This window comes from Mycobacterium sp. NGS66, from assembly GCF_059812225.1.
The window spans coordinates 44,918-59,487 of sequence record NZ_JCALCG010000004.1 but is presented as its reverse complement, the minus strand read 5'-3'; the positions used below and the strand labels follow the sequence as shown (position 1 = coordinate 59,487).

Below are 14,570 nucleotides of genomic sequence, written 5' to 3'. Positions count from 1 at the left end.
CACATAGAGAAGAACCGTCAGCGAGCCGGAGCGAACCGGTAGCGGAAAATACCAGCGGTAGGAGAGATTTCGTGTCGACAAGCACCGAGAGCCACGTTCGGTTCGATCCATACGATGTCGAGCTCATTGCCGACCCGTATCCGATGTTCGCACGGCTGCGCGACGAGGCGCCGCTGTATTACAACGCCGAATACGACTTTTTCGCGGTGAGCAGATTCGTCGACGTCAACAAGGCGCTGGTCGACCATGCCACCTTCAGCTCCGCTCGCGGCGCGATCCTGGAGTTGATCAAGGCCAACCTGGAGATCCCGTCGGGGATGCTCATCTTCGAAGACCCGCCGATCCACGACGTGCACCGCAAGCTGCTGTCCCGCATGTTCACACCACGCAAGATCAGCGCGCTGGAGCCGATGATCCGGCAGTTCTGTGCGCAGGCGCTGGATCCACTGGTGGGATCGGGACGGTTCGACTTCGTCACCGACCTGGGCGCGCAGATGCCGATGAAAGTCATCAGTGCGCTGCTCGGCATCCCCGAAGATGATCAGGAGTACATCCGCGATCGCGCCAATGCACAGTTGCGCACCGAGGCGGGTAAGCCCATGCAGGCGGCCGAAAAAGGCCTTTCGGTGGGCGAACAGTTCGCCGCGTACATCGATTGGCGGGCGGAGAATCCGTCCGACGACATCATGACCGAGTTGCTCAACGTGGAGTTCGTCGACGAAACCGGCACCACCCGACAGCTGACCCGCGACGAGATCCTGGTCTACGTCAACGTCGTCGCCGGAGCGGGCAACGAGACGACGACGCGGCTGATCGGTTGGGCCGGAAAGGTTCTCGCCGAGCACCCCGATCAGCGTCGCGAGCTCGTCGCGAATCCCGGCCTCATCCCGCAGGCGATCGAAGAGCTGCTGCGCTACGAGCCGCCCGCACCGCACACGGCGCGCTATGTCACGCGCGATGTCACCTTTTACGACCAGACCGTCCCCGAGGGCAGCGTGATGATCAATCTCATCGGCTCGGCGTGCCGCGACGAGCGCCAGTTCGGTCCCGACGCCGGCGAGTTCGACATCCATCGCGTCCCTCGGCCACACCTGACCTTCAGCGTCGGAACGCACTTCTGTCTGGGCTCGGCGCTCGCCCGCCTGGAAGGCCGGGTCGCGCTGGAGGAAATCCTCAAACGGTTCCCCGAATGGGAGGTCGATCTGTCTCGGGCCAAGCTGAGCCCGACGTCGACCGTGCGGGGCTGGGAAAGCATGCCCGCGTTGGTGGCGTCATGACCGGCCGGGTCGAGGGCAAGGTTGCGTTCATCACCGGTGCCGCCCGGGGACAGGGCCGCAGTCACGCGGTGCGGCTGGCTCAAGAGGGCGCCGACATCATCGCGATCGACATCTGTGCGCCGATCGAGAACCTGAGCTACCCGCCTTCAACACCGGCTGACCTCGCCGAGACCGCCGAGTTGGTCAAGGCCCAAGACCGGCGCATCGTGACCGCGGAGGTCGACGTGCGCGACTACGATTCGCTCAAGGCCGTGGTGGACAGCGGGGTGGAGCAGCTGGGCCGACTCGACATCATCGTCGCGAACGCGGGCATCGGGACTATCGGCAAGAAACTGCACAAGATCCCGGAAAACATCTGGCAGGACATGATCGACGTCAACCTGTCGGGTGTGTGGAAGACGGTGAAAGCCGGTGTGCCGCACCTGATCGCCGGCGAGCGAGGCGGATCCGTCGTGCTCACCGGATCGGTCGGGTCGCACAAGGCCCTGGCCTACACCGGCCACTACATCGCCGCCAAGCACGGCGTGATGGGGCTGATGCGGTCCTTCGCGGTCGAGCTGGGCCAGCACCGGATCCGGGTGAACTCGGTGCACCCCAGCCAGGTCAACACACCGATGACCATGAACGACTTGACGTTTCGCCTATTCCGTCCGGACTTGGAAAATCCCGGGCCGGAGGACTTCGCGCCGTTCTCGCAGATGACGCACACGCTGCCGGTGCCCTGGGTGGAACCCATCGACATCAGCAACGCGGTGCTGTTCCTCGCCTCCGACGAATCTCGTTACATCACCGGCGTTTCGCTGCCCGTCGACGCGGGTGCACTACTGAAGTAGGAGAATACTGATGCCCGAATACGACTACGAAGAGATGAAAAAGGAAGCGGAGCAATACATCAAGTTCGAGAAGGACGTCAAGAACAGAATCGCCTACATCACCTTCGACCGTCCCGACGCGCAGAACTCGACCACGTTGGGAATGCGGCAGAACTACGCCGACCTGATCCACAAGTGCAATGTGGACGACGACGTCAAGGTCGTGGTAATCCGCGGCGAGGGTGAGGATTTCGGTAGTGGCGGCGACCTGCCCGAGCAACGGGGGATGCTGGAGAACCCGGGCATGCCGTTGCTGCACGAGCTCGCCATCAACGACGACGACGTCAAGTACCCGCCCGGCGGATCCTATCGCTACCTGTCCACGGTCACCGACTTCTACGCCAAGGCCCGCGCCGGAAACCGTCCACTGCAGGAACTCCGCAAGATCAGCATCATCGAGGCCAAGGGCTACTGCTACGGGTGGCACTTCTACCAGGCCGGCGACGCCGATCTGGTGATCTCCTCGGACGACGCACTGTTCGGGCACCCGGCCTTCCGCTACGTGGGCTGGGGCCCTCGGCTGTGGTGGTGGGCCGAGACCATGGGCCTGCGGAAGTTCTCCGAAATGCTATTCACCGGACGGCCATTCACCGCGAAGGAAATGTACGACTGCGGCTTCGTCAACAGCGTGGTGCCCCGAGACAAGCTCGAAGACGAGACACTGAAATACGCGATGGCATGTTCCCGGTCCCGCCCGACCGACACGGTCGCGGTGCAGAAGACGTTCCTGGAGCTCTACAAGCAACACAAAGGGGAGTACTTCGGCAGTCTGCTCACCGGCATGGTCGAGGGGATGCTGCCGATGATCACGAACGACCGGGACAATGAGGTCGATCTCACCGAGGGCACCTTCAGCAAGGGCCTCAACAACGTTGTCAAGGACAACGATATGAACTTCCCGCCGGAGTGGCGGCTGAGCCGCTCCGGGCGAAACAAGCCTTAAGCCGGGCATGTCGGCACTTTCCGGTATCAGGATCGTCGAGCTGGCCGAGTCCGTCGCAGGGGAGTACTGCGGCAAGCTGCTGGCCGACTTCGGCGCCGAAGTGATCAAGGTGGAGCCGCCGGGACGGGGCAGCACCACTCGCTACCTGGCACCGCTTGTCGCCGATGGACCAGAAGGCAGTGGTTTGTTTGCCTACCTGAACACCAACAAGCTGTCTGTCGAATTGGATGCGGCTGCTGAGGAACTGACGCGGCTCATCGGAACGGCAGACGCGGTTATCGTCGACCGCGCGAGCGACCGGGCCGAGCAGCATCCGGACGTGGTGTTCTGTTCAATCACGCCGTTTGGCCATGGGGCGGCTGCCGAGTTCGACAACGTCAAGAGCATCAACGTATTTCATGCCAGCGGATGGGGCTATCACACGCCCAGCCATGCCGACCCGGCCCAGCCACCGCTGCAAGGACCGGGCCGATTCCTGCCCGATTACGAAGCGGGGTTGGATGCGGCGCTGTGCGTGGTATCGGCGTTGTTTCGGCGGCTGCACACCGGCGGAGGCGAGTTCGTCGACATTTCGCAGCACGCCGTGCTGGTCTCCCGCGCCGATTGCATACTGGGTCGCTTCATCACCGGTGAGGTGCCCGCTCACGGCACACGTGACGACTACGACCAGCAAGGCCCGGCATCGTTTTTCGCCTGCGCCGACGGCTTTGTCTACCTGTACGTGACCAACCGCGCGCACTGGCTCGGGGTCAAGGCGCTGATGGGTCATCCAAAGTGGCTCGACGACTTCGACGACGATTGGCTGGAGTTCTCCGTCACGGCAGAGAAAGTGGCGACCTTTCAGCGCGGATTCGCGGCGTGGGTCAAGGAGTTGCCCAAAGAGACTGCTGCCGAAGCAGCCCAACGCCTGAACGTGCCGCTGGTGCCGGTCAACGACGCTGCGGACTTGCGTGCCTCGCCACAGTACCGGCACCGAGGCTTTTTCCGGGAGATACGTCACCCGGTGCTGGGGCGCGCGTCGTACGCCACGGTTCCCTACCGGTTGACCGCATCGCCGGCGGAAACCGCCTTTGCCGCACCGGCTCTCGGCCAGCACACCGCGGATGTCATGACTGGGCTGGGTGCACCGCGCACGTCGCTGACCGTCAAGTCGCCTCAGCTCAAGGCCCCCATGCGTGCCCGGGGCGGCCCGCTGGAAGGGGTGCGCGTCGTCGAGCTCACCAAAGTGTGGGCCGGCCCGTACGCGGGAAAGCTGCTGGCGCTATTGGGCGCTGAGGTGATCAAGGTCGAAACCGCTGGCAGCCCCGAGGAAATGCGCGCCTACGGCGGCACGGACGTCAACCACGCCCCGTACTTCCTGAGCATCAACCCGGAAATCCTCAGCGTCGACCTCGATATCAAGTCGGCACAGGGTATGGCGCGGCTGCGCGAGCTGATCGCCCGCAGCGACATCGTCATCAACAACCTCCGCCCGGGCGCGATGGAGCGCCAGGGCCTGGGCTATGACCAGCTCAAGGAGATCAAGCCGGACATCATCTCGGTGTCGATCAAGATGTGGGGCAACGACGGGCCGTTGGGCCACCAAACCGGTTATGCGCCGTCGTTCGCCGCGTTGGCTGGGCTCGCCGGACTGGTCGGCTACCCTGGCGGGCCGCCCCTCGGGATGAGCATGCGTTACGGTGATTCGACGGTTGGCGCGGCCGCCGCGTTTGCGGCCGTGGTCGCGTTGTTGCATCGCGAGCATTGCGGTGCAGGGCAATTCGTCGACGTCTCTGCCGTGGAGGTGCTTTCCTCGATGATCGGGGACTGCCTCGTGGAACACAGTCTGACTGGAGAACGGCTGGGGCCCCACGGCAACAACCATCCTGACCTGTGTCCGCACGGCTGCTACCCATGCCGCGGCGGTTCCTGGGTCAGCATTGCCGTAGCCAATGACCTTGAGTGGCAACGGCTATGCGAGGTGCTGGATGCGGAGTCGTTGGCTGATCGTTATTCGACTCGGGCCCGTCGCCAGGCTGACCGGGCGGCTCTCGATGCCGGGCTGGGGGTATTGACCCGGGATCACGACGCTGAAGAACTCGCGCATCGACTGCGGATGGCGGGTGTGCCCGCGAACAAGAGCGCCACCGCCATCGATGTCATTGGCGATCAACGGCTTTGGGACCGCGGCTTGTATCGCTTCGTCTCCGATCACCGCGAAGGGCAGCGGCCGATCATCGGTCCGTCGTGGCGGATGACGCGAAACCCGGCACGCATCGAACGCGGCGCACCCGACCTCGGTGAGGACACCGATTATGTCCTGCGCGAGATCCTGGGTGCCGGCACGGGCGCCACGACATGACGCCCACATTGGCTGGTGCTGCCGCGTTGGTGACGGGCGCCAGCAGCGGGATTGGCGCCGCCACCGCGAAAGCGCTCGCCGAGCACGGTGCTGCGGTGGCCGTGTTGGCCCGGCGGGACGATCGGTTGCAGGCGCTGCAGTCGGAGATCGAATCATTCGGTGGCACAGCGCTTGCCGTGCCTGCCGACATCACGGATGCCGATCAGGCGGCGGATGCGGTGCAGCGTGCCGTCGACGCATTGGGACGCCTCGACATTGTGGTCAACAACGCCGGCGTCATGCAATCTGGGTCCGCGGCCGAAGCCGCAGTGCAAGACTGGGATGACATGGTGGCGGTCAATATTCGCGGAGTCCTCTACGTCACCCGGGCAGCGTTGCCGCATCTGATCGACGCCGCCGCCGATTCACCGCGCGGCGTGGCCGATGTGGTCACCATCAGCTCGACTGCGGCCTGGGTGGCCCGGCCCGGCACCGCGGTGTATTCGCTGACCAAATTCGGGGTGAATGCTTTCAGTGAAAGTCTCCGCCAGGAGTTGATCGAAAAGCGGGTGCGGGTCGGAGTGGTGGGTCCCGGAACTGTTGACACCGAGATTTTCGATCACCTGAATGGCCCGGCGCGTGAGGCATTCGAGCACCGGACCGCCGGCATGGTGAAGTTGCGGCCGGACGATATCGCGGATGCGGTGCTGTACATGGTGACGCGTGATCGTCGGGTGGCGGTGAACCAGATGCTGGTCCGCGCTGCCGAACAGACTTGGTGACGTAAAGCGCGAGCAGACGCAAAATCGCCTTATTTGGTACGAAGGTGGGGGACTTTGCGTCTGCTCGCGACGGGTCTAAATCCCTTGTGTCACTGTGGCTTCAGTGGCCACATTTCAGGGTTTGTTGTCGGTGGGTCTTCATAAGCTTGCGGCATGAGTTCGAGCAGTCGTGAAGAGGTCGTGGAGGTCTTTCGCGCGCTCGATGCCGAGGTGGACCGGTTGTGCGGGTTGTCCTTTGACGTGTTCACCACCCCAGAACGCTTGCGCGCGTTGGAGCGGCTAGAACACCTAACCCGCCGGCTGCGCGCCCCCCAGCACACCTTGATCAACCAAGTCAAAGCCCAAGCGGGCGAACAAGAACTGGGCGGCGGCTTATCCACCGCATTGGCCAACCGCCTGCGGGTCACCAAAGCCGAAGCGGCCCGGCGCATCGCCGACGCCGACGATCTTGGCCAGCGCCGCGCGCTGACCGGCGAACCGCTGGCCCCACAGCTCAGCGCCACCGCGGCCGCCCAACGCCAAGGGCTGATCGGCGACGGCCACATCAAGGTGATCCGCAGCTTCTTTTCCCACCTGCCCACCGACATCGACCTGCCCACCCGCGACGCCGCCGACGCCGACCTGGCCGACAAGGCCAGCCACTACCGCCCCGACGAGCTGGCCCAATACGCCCAGAAAGTCATGGACTGGCTCAACCCCGATGGCGAACTCGACGACACCGAGCGCGCCCGCAAGCGCGGCCTCACCCTCGGCAAACAGGAATACGACGGCATGTCCCGCCTCAGCGGCATGGTGACCCCGGAGCTGCGCGCCGCCATCGAGACCCTGTTGGCCAAATTGGCCGCACCGGGGGCGTGCAACCCCGACGACGAAAACCCGGTGGTCGACGAGCAGCCCGATGAGGAGGCGGTGCGCCGCGACACCCGCTCTCAGGCTCAGCGCAACCATGACGCGTTTCTCGCCGGACTGCGCGGCCTGTTCGCCTCCGGAGACCTGGGTCAGCACAACGGGCTGCCGGTATCAATCATCGCGATGACCACTGTCAAGGAGTTGCACGCCGCCGCCGGCAAAGCCCACACGGGCGGCGGGTCGCTGCTGCCGATGTCGGATCTGATCCGGATGGCCAGCCACGCCCACCACTACCTGGCCATCTTCGACGGCGCCAAACCCCTGGCCCTGTATCACACCAAACGCTTCGCCTCACCCGCGCAGCGAATCATGCTCTACGCCAAGGACCGCGGCTGTAGCCGACCGGGCTGTCCAGCGCCGGCCTAACACAGTGAAGCCCACCACGTAAAAGGCTGGACCACCACGCACCGCACCGACATCACCGACCTCACCCTGGCCTGCGGCCCAGATAACCGGCTCGTCGAAAAAGGCTGGACCACCCGCACCAACGCCCACGGCGAGACCGAATGGATACCGCCACCGCACTTAGACCACGGCCAGCCAAGAACGAATTCGTTTCACCACCCCGAACGATTCCTGCGCGACGAAGACGACGACGAACCCGGTTGACGAGTTCGCTCTATCCTGCCGCGTCATCCCACGATGGGCTGGCGGTCAGCACGTCAGCGCCATCCTCGGTGATGTGAACCGTGTCTCGGCGGAGCACCGCGCCGGCGCCGTTCGCCCACACGTAGGCCGTGATCGCCAGCACCATCCCGGGCTCCAGTCGCTCGTGAGCGTCTGCGGCAGAAAGGATCTCAGAAACCACCGGCGGATCGAAACCGAGTCCGAGCCCATGCGCGATCGGCATCGGCGGCGTCGGCTCGCCGGCCGCTTCGTAGGCGGCGAGCAGCTCTCGGGTGGAGCCGCCGGGGCCACAGGCCGCAATCAGCTTGCTATACAACGTCTTCGAGCGTTGATAGAGCCGGCGCGCCCCAGGAACGGGCTCTCCCACCGGCCAAGTCCGGCCCACTTCGCCGACATAACCGCCGGCCAACGCGCCGGCGGCGAATGCCACAAGGTCGCCGTCGCGCACTGTGCCGCGCGGCTGGGCGCGTCGCCATGGATGCTCGCGCGAGGTCACCCACGCGGCGTCCTGGGTGGCGGGCGCGCTCACCCCGCCGGCCGCCATGGCTTCCAGCACCGCGCCGGCCAGGTGCTGCTCGGGGAGCCCGGCCCGCAATTCAGCCACTCCGGCGGCCAGCCCCTTTTCGGCAATGCGAACAGCCGGCCCCATCGCCGCTATTTCGTCGGGTGTCTTGATGCGCCGCGCCGCTCGCATGGCCAACTCGCCGTCCACCAGCTCTGCGTTGGGAAACGCGTCGGGTAGCAACACGGCGAAAGTGGGTGTGATCGCGTCGGTTCCGACGCGACGCGCGGTTTCCGCCTCGGGAATCTTCTTCAATACGTCGACCAAGGACGATGGGTTCCACGCCAGTCCGTAAAGGTGATCGTGGCCGATTTCCTCGGGAACGCCTTCGTCGTCGGTGGTATTGAGATAGATCTCGCCGGTGGCGCGCACCACGACACAGACCGGCCCGAACGGTCGCGTCCCGGCGATCCACAGCTGCGGGGCGCCGGTGACGTAGCGGATGTTGGATTGGCGCCCGAGCACGAGGATGTCGAGGTCGTGCGCCGCCATTTGGTCCAGTGCCCGGGCTCGACGCCAAATCCGCAATGACCGATCGTCGGGCGCCACGTCAGTTGTCATCGGGCTCAGTCACCGTAGGGGGAGTAGGGGTAGTCGGTGATCGGCGTATAGCCGTCTTCGGTGATCACCACGATCTCCTCGCTGCGGTAGCCGCCGGTACCGTCTTCCCACACCACCGGTTCCAGAACCAGGACCATGCCCGGCGGAAAGACGAAGTTGTCGTCGAACTCTTGGCCCAAATCGGTTCCGATCATTGGCATTTCAGCGGGATAGGTCCCGATGCCGTGGCCCAGGTAGAAGTGCGGCAGCCAGGGTTTGCGGCCACCGTAGGCGGCGATCGCCGCGCGGGCGAGATCCCCGGACGTGGCACCGGCGCGAGTTACCGACAGCACCGCGTCCACAATGGATCGCCACTGCCAGAACTGGTCCTGCTGTGCTGCGGCCGGTTGCCTGCCGACCAGCCAGGTGCGGCCGAAATCCGAGCAGTATCCGGCGTAGCTGAAGCTGATGTCGGTCCAGAGCACATCGCCGGCTGCCAGTTCACGATCGGTGGGTAACAGTGGTAGGGCCAGGTCGCCATGCGTCGTCCATACGCCGGCCTCGCGCGAGGGCGGCATCACCTGCCAGATCGCTTCCAGCATGTTAGCGGTGGCGCCCAGCTCGAACGCTCGGCGCACCAGCGCGGCCGACAAGTCAATCTGCCGCACGCCCGGCGCCAGCGCCCGCTGCACATCGGCCATGGCCCGCTCGGTGATCCGGGAGGCGCGGCGAATACACGAGATCTCGTCGCGGGTCTTCACCAGCTGCGCAGCACCTATCACCACCGCCGCATCGGAGGGCGCACCCGACGGAAACAGGAGGTCCGCCGAGCGACGCATCGCACCGGTCATCTCGTCGACGGCAACCGTCGCACCCGGCGGAATCAACTGGGCCAGCACGCGCGCGAAATTTGCTACGCCGTAGTCGAATTCGAGGTAGACCGGGCCGTGCAGGTGGTCGGCAGGACCTGGTGGCTCCGACGAAGCCCCGTTGCGGAAAGGCAGGAACAGATGCGGATGCACATCCTCGGCCAGCACCACCGCCACCGGGCGCTCAACATGCGACAGACCGGCGTCCAGCAGCGGCCAACTGAACCCGGTTGCGTATTGGACGTAGCCGTTCATCAACAGGATCAGGGCGTCGACGCCGTATTCGGCCATCGCCGTGTGCAAGCGCGCTCCGATCTCCGAACGCATCCGCCCCCAGTCGGGCTCGTCAGGGATATCGAGGACGGTGCCGCGGGGAGGAAGGGTAGGCGAGCGTTCTCGCGACGAGTCTGCGGTCACGACGTCAGGGCATCGAAGATCAGCGACCCGTAGGTCGCCATCCGGTCCGAGCCCAGAATCCCTGGACCCATCTTGTTCATCACGTAGGAGATGGTGGTGCGGCGGTCCGGGCACATCGCCACCATTGAGCCACCCCATCCACCCCAGAAGCAGATCTTCTCGTCCGGAACATAGGGCAGTGCCTCGTTTTTCGCCAGCGCATAACCGATGCCCCACCGCACGGGTGCGGGCAGCACGAGGTCGACGCCGTTGGCCTGCTCCTCGAAAATCAGCTCGACGGTCTCGGGCTTGAGCAGTTGAACTCCACACGCCTTGCCGCCCAACGACACTGCCGACAAGATCGTCGCCAGCGACCGCGCATTGCCGTGGCCGTTGAGTGCGCCCAAGTCGGCGTCGCGCCAGGCCGGAGTGTTGGCGGCGTCGGCGTTGGGGGGTGGGCCGCTGAAGGTTTTGCGCATCGGGCTGTCTTCGGGCAGCATCTCCAGCGGCAAATCGAGCGGCGGCGGCGGAATGATCTCGGCGATGCGGTCGTAATCGTCACGCCTGGCACCGATTTGGAAGTCGGCGCCCAGCGGACCGGCGATTTCGTCTCGGACGAACTCCTTGAGTGAACGCCCGGTGACGCGCCGCATCACCTCGCCGATGAGGTGGCCCTGGTTGTGCGCGTGGTAGCCCGATGCGGTTCCCGGTTCCCACCAGGGGGCTTGTGCGGCCAGCGCCGCGGTCGACTTCTCCCAGTCGTACATGTCTGCGGTGGTGAATGGCGCATTCCAACCGGAAACGCCGGAGGTGTGTGACAACAGGTGACGAAACTCGATGTCCTGCTTGCCATTTGCCGCGAATTCCGGCCAGTACCGGGCGACCGGTGCGTTCAGCTCGACGAGACCCCGGTCGATGAGCATCAGGCCGGCCAGGCTGGTGACCGTCTTGGTCGACGACCACACGTTGACGATGGTGTCCTCGCGCCAGGCCCGCGTGCGCGGGAAGTCAGTGCGGCCGCCCCACATATCGACCACGGTTTCGCCGTCGACGTCGATCGCGATACAGGCACCGACCTCTTCGCCGGAAACGATGTTGTCCGCCAGCGCGGCGCGGACCTTGTCGAACGTGCTGTCGCAATGTCCGTGGACGACGTCGTCCATGATGACTCCGTTTCGTTGTGGGTCGGGCTCAAGTATGTGGCATCGGGCACGCCGGCCGGGAGCGAGTGATGCGCACTGCGCTGCACTGGCCCCGGTGATGACGGACAATGTCCGACATGGGGCTGACATGAAGGCGATCGCAGACCCGCAGGCTCGTCCGGAGCCGTGGGGCAAGCGCCAGGACATGATCGTGCGCACAGAACTTCCCTACAACGCCGAGCCGCCCGCCGCGCTGCTGGCGGACGACCCCATCACCCCGCTCGATGCGTTCTATGCCCGCAACCACGGCGCTATCCCCGACATCGCGCCACAGCAGTGGCAGCTGACGGTCGACGGTCTGGTGGACAGGCCGCTCACCCTGACATATGGCCAGCTGAAGGCCGATTTCGAGCAGCACACCGTGGTCGCCACGCTGGCCTGCGCCGGCAATCGGCGTGCGGAGATGCTGCGGGTGCGGGACATACCGGGCAAAGAGCCGTGGGCGCACGGGGCGATTTCCACGGGCATTTGGCGCGGGGCGCGATTGGCCGATGTCCTCGCGGCCGCCGGAGTGCAACTCGGGGAGCGACTGCACGTTGCCTTCGACGCCCCGGATGTGGCGCTGGAGGCTCGGCCCGCCCAGCCGTACGGCAGTTCCATCCCGCTGAGCAAGGCGATGTCACCCGAAGTCCTGCTGGCCTGCGAGATGAACGACCAACCGCTGCCGCGTGCACACGGCGGCCCGGTCCGCGTCCTGGTGCCGGGCTATATCGGGGCTCGCAGCGTCAAATGGGTCACGGCCGTCATCGTGCAAGCCGGGCCGTCGCAAAACTACTTTCAGGCCCACGACTACCGCATCCTGCCGCCGGACGCCGACGCCGACACGAGCCCGGCCGGCGAAGGCATTTCGCTGTCATCGCTGGCACTCAATTGCGACGTCCTGTACCCAACCGACGGCGACCGGATCCCGGCGGGTGCACTGACCATCCGTGGTTATGGAATCGTCGGCGACGGCCGCGCTGTCGAGCGCGTCGACGTATCCCTTGACGACGGCCTCACCTGGCAGCAAGCCGACTTACACCGGGCGCCCAGCGAGTGGTCATGGCGACCGTGGTCGCTGACCGTCGACGTCGAACCGGGGCCTGTGCATGTCACCGCTCGAGCCTGGGACGACACCGGCACAGTGCAGCCGGAATCAGCTGCGTCCCTGTGGAATCCGCGCGGCTACGGCAACAACGCCTGGGCGCGCGTCGAATTCACCGTGGTATAGCGCGACACACGATCAGCCCCCGAGGCCCTTCTTTACGGCCGCGTCCTGTTTCTGACCGACGTCGTTGACGAAGTCCGGAGGCGCCAACGAGTCGACCGGCCCGTCGAATTGCAATGTGACAAAGGCTTTTCCCTCGGTGAACATCAGTATCGTCACTCCCTTGGAGTGGTCTAGCGAATTACCCATCACCGTCGTGCCGCCGGTGCCGATGTTGGCGGGATGCGTGGACGGGTGTTTCAACGTGTTCGCCTGTGCGCCCTTGGCCGCGTTCAGCGCATTGGTGGCGGCCGCGCCGTCCGCCAGCACCTGGATCGTGTCGTGGATGACACGAATGCCGTCTTCAGTGCTGAAGGTCGTCGCGACACCCGGCTGGCCGTTCGGATTCTGGGTAGGCGGGCCGGCCTTGAAGGGTTCGGGCGCGACGATGTCGCTGGCCTGGATCAATAACTTGGCGTAGTCAGAGGGCTGGCCGGCGGCCGACGATGTGGGCGCCGGGCCGCGGCTACCCGTGGACGGCGTGGGCTTTTTGCTGCAACCGCCTACCGTCAGTACCAGACTCAACGCGGTCAGAGCGGCGACGATCGTGTGAGAGATTCTCATCGAATCGCAGACTACCTGGCGTCGTGATGCCGATTCGGCGAGACCTGACGTGTCGGCGCTGTCAGAAGCCACCTCGACCGCCCCATCGGCTGTCCCTCGGCGTGAACCGATTGGCGTGCGGAAACGTGACCAACGCAGCGGATTGGAGGGCGGATGACAGACCGTGATCGCTGCGGCGCCGACGCTGATGTGAGTCGTCCACCACCCACGTCGAGCGGGTCCCTCGGCGAAGCGGTGGCACGGCCGCGGCAACCGCTTCGGGTGCTGGTGGTCGGCGCGGCGGTCGCCGGAATTTCCGTCGCGCGGGGCCTGCTGCGCGATGGCCATGACGTCGCCGTCTTCGACCAGCGGTCCAATGTGCAGGCCGGTGGCGGGGCGGTGACCATCTGGTCCAATGGCGAGACGGTGCTGCGGCAATTGGGCGTCGACATGGACGGCGCCGGTCAGCTGCTGTCCAGCGTTCGGGTGATCACCTCGGGTGGTCGTCGGCTTGCCACCGTGGACGTGGCGGCGATGGAAGATCGGCTTGGGGCGCCGGTGCGGATGGTGCCTCGTCGCGTTCTGCTGCAACGACTGCTGGAAGGCTTTCCCGGAGAACGCATCCGATGCGGCTCCAGGGCGGTCCGGGTCAGCACTCGGCGCGACGGGGTGCGGGTGATGTTCGCAGACGGCAGCACGGCCGACGGCGATCTGTTGATCGGCGCCGACGGCCTGCACTCGACAATCCGCGGCGTGGTCGGTGCGCCGGACGCGAAGCCGACGGGCTGGTGCAGCTGGCAGGGCCTGGTCGATTTCCCGGATTTCGCCGACAAGCGCGTCGGCCTGATCGTGATCGGCGAGCGCGGCAATCTCGGCCTCTGGCCCGCGGGTGAGCGCGAGCTGCAGTGGTGGTTCGACCTGCCGTGGTCGTCCGATTTCGTCAGGCCGACGCGTCCGATCGATTTGATCCGGTCGAGCTTCGCCGGCTGGACCGACTCGGTCGATCTGCTACTCGACAAACTCACCGACGACGATCTGGCCCCGTCGCCGTTTCCGCATTTTCGGCATCCGATACCGGCCCCCGGCCGAGGAGCGCTGACGTTGCTCGGCGATGCCGCACATACCATGCCGCCGACCCTCGCGCAGGGCACCAATCAGGCGTTGCTCGACTCGATGGTGTTGTGCAAGGCGCTTTCGGATCTGCGGCAAGGTATCAGGTTCAGTGATGTTCCGAGTGCGCTGCGCTGGTACGAGAAGACCAGGCGACGCAGGGTCGCGGCGGTGTCGCGGGTGGCGTCGCTGCAGGTTGCCCATGGCGAGTCGGTACTGAGACCCGCGGCGTTGATCTCGGACCGGTTGCACACCTGGACCCTTGCCGCGTTTCTGCGTGCCACCAGCCACCGCCGGCTGTCGCAACGAATCAGCCGAGACCTGGCGCGCGCAACCTATCCGATACGTGCCCCTGCGGTATCGCGATGAGCG

Annotated in this window: 11 protein-coding genes and 1 pseudogene; 8 read left to right on the top strand and 4 right to left on the bottom strand. The window is 65.4% G+C overall.

Annotated features, from left to right (window positions below):
• Nucleotides 1–71: 71 nt before the first annotated feature.
• The 6 genes and pseudogenes from AC5Y2L_RS10240 to AC5Y2L_RS10215 all read left to right on the top strand — a co-directional run bounded on the left by AC5Y2L_RS10240 (nucleotide 72) and on the right by AC5Y2L_RS10215 (nucleotide 7,712).
• Entirely contained in the window at nucleotides 72–1,277 is a 1,206-nt protein-coding gene (locus AC5Y2L_RS10240) for a cytochrome P450 (RefSeq protein ID WP_499935543.1), read from the top strand.
• Nucleotides 1,274–2,110, top strand: a complete 837-nt coding sequence (locus AC5Y2L_RS10235; RefSeq protein WP_499935542.1) for a mycofactocin-coupled SDR family oxidoreductase — start codon at nucleotides 1,274–1,276, stop codon at nucleotides 2,108–2,110. Before AC5Y2L_RS10240 ends, AC5Y2L_RS10235 begins: the two co-directional genes overlap by 4 nt.
• A 10-nt stretch (nucleotides 2,111–2,120) precedes the next feature.
• The gene (locus AC5Y2L_RS10230) at nucleotides 2,121–3,092 is read left to right on the top strand and encodes an enoyl-CoA hydratase/isomerase family protein (protein ID WP_499935540.1); all 972 of its coding nucleotides are present in this window, start codon (nucleotides 2,121–2,123) and stop codon (nucleotides 3,090–3,092) included.
• Nucleotides 3,093–3,099: 7 nt separating this feature from the next.
• A complete protein-coding gene (locus tag AC5Y2L_RS10225) occupies nucleotides 3,100–5,433 on the top strand; it encodes a CaiB/BaiF CoA transferase family protein (protein ID WP_499935538.1) in 2,334 nt (777 codons plus the stop codon).
• Entirely contained in the window at nucleotides 5,430–6,194 is a 765-nt protein-coding gene (locus AC5Y2L_RS10220) for an SDR family NAD(P)-dependent oxidoreductase (RefSeq protein WP_499935536.1), read from the top strand. Before AC5Y2L_RS10225 ends, AC5Y2L_RS10220 begins: the two co-directional genes overlap by 4 nt.
• A 153-nt stretch (nucleotides 6,195–6,347) precedes the next feature.
• A pseudogene (locus AC5Y2L_RS10215) lies at nucleotides 6,348–7,712 on the top strand (HNH endonuclease signature motif containing protein).
• A 10-nt stretch (nucleotides 7,713–7,722) separates the two neighbouring features.
• On the opposite strand, the gene AC5Y2L_RS10210 reads toward AC5Y2L_RS10215, so the two are convergent.
• The 3 genes from AC5Y2L_RS10210 to AC5Y2L_RS10200 all read right to left on the bottom strand — a co-directional run bounded on the left by AC5Y2L_RS10210 (nucleotide 7,723) and on the right by AC5Y2L_RS10200 (nucleotide 11,260).
• A complete protein-coding gene (locus AC5Y2L_RS10210; RefSeq protein ID WP_499935534.1) occupies nucleotides 7,723–8,853 on the bottom strand; it encodes a M24 family metallopeptidase in 1,131 nt (376 codons plus the stop codon).
• Between the two features lie 5 nt (nucleotides 8,854–8,858).
• Nucleotides 8,859–10,028 (bottom strand): M24 family metallopeptidase, encoded by a 1,170-nt coding sequence (locus AC5Y2L_RS10205; RefSeq protein ID WP_499935783.1) that lies wholly within the window; start codon nucleotides 10,026–10,028, stop codon nucleotides 8,859–8,861.
• Between the two features lie 86 nt (nucleotides 10,029–10,114).
• Nucleotides 10,115–11,260 (bottom strand): serine hydrolase domain-containing protein, encoded by a 1,146-nt coding sequence (locus AC5Y2L_RS10200; protein WP_499935532.1) that lies wholly within the window; start codon nucleotides 11,258–11,260, stop codon nucleotides 10,115–10,117.
• Between the two features lie 127 nt (nucleotides 11,261–11,387).
• Here AC5Y2L_RS10200 and AC5Y2L_RS10195 point away from each other — a divergent pair, with 127 nt between their 5' ends.
• Nucleotides 11,388–12,509 (top strand): sulfite oxidase, encoded by a 1,122-nt coding sequence (locus tag AC5Y2L_RS10195; protein ID WP_499935530.1) that lies wholly within the window; start codon nucleotides 11,388–11,390, stop codon nucleotides 12,507–12,509.
• Between the two features lie 12 nt (nucleotides 12,510–12,521).
• Here AC5Y2L_RS10195 and AC5Y2L_RS10190 read toward each other — a convergent pair whose 3' ends face one another.
• Nucleotides 12,522–13,109: a hypothetical protein gene (locus AC5Y2L_RS10190; RefSeq protein ID WP_499935528.1), complete on the bottom strand. Its 588-nt coding sequence runs from the start codon at nucleotides 13,107–13,109 to the stop codon at nucleotides 12,522–12,524.
• Nucleotides 13,110–13,370: 261 nt separating this feature from the next.
• On the opposite strand from AC5Y2L_RS10190, the gene AC5Y2L_RS10185 reads away from it, so the two are divergent.
• Nucleotides 13,371–14,567, top strand: a complete 1,197-nt coding sequence (locus AC5Y2L_RS10185; protein ID WP_499935781.1) for an FAD-dependent oxidoreductase — start codon at nucleotides 13,371–13,373, stop codon at nucleotides 14,565–14,567.
• Nucleotides 14,568–14,570 lie beyond the last annotated feature (3 nt).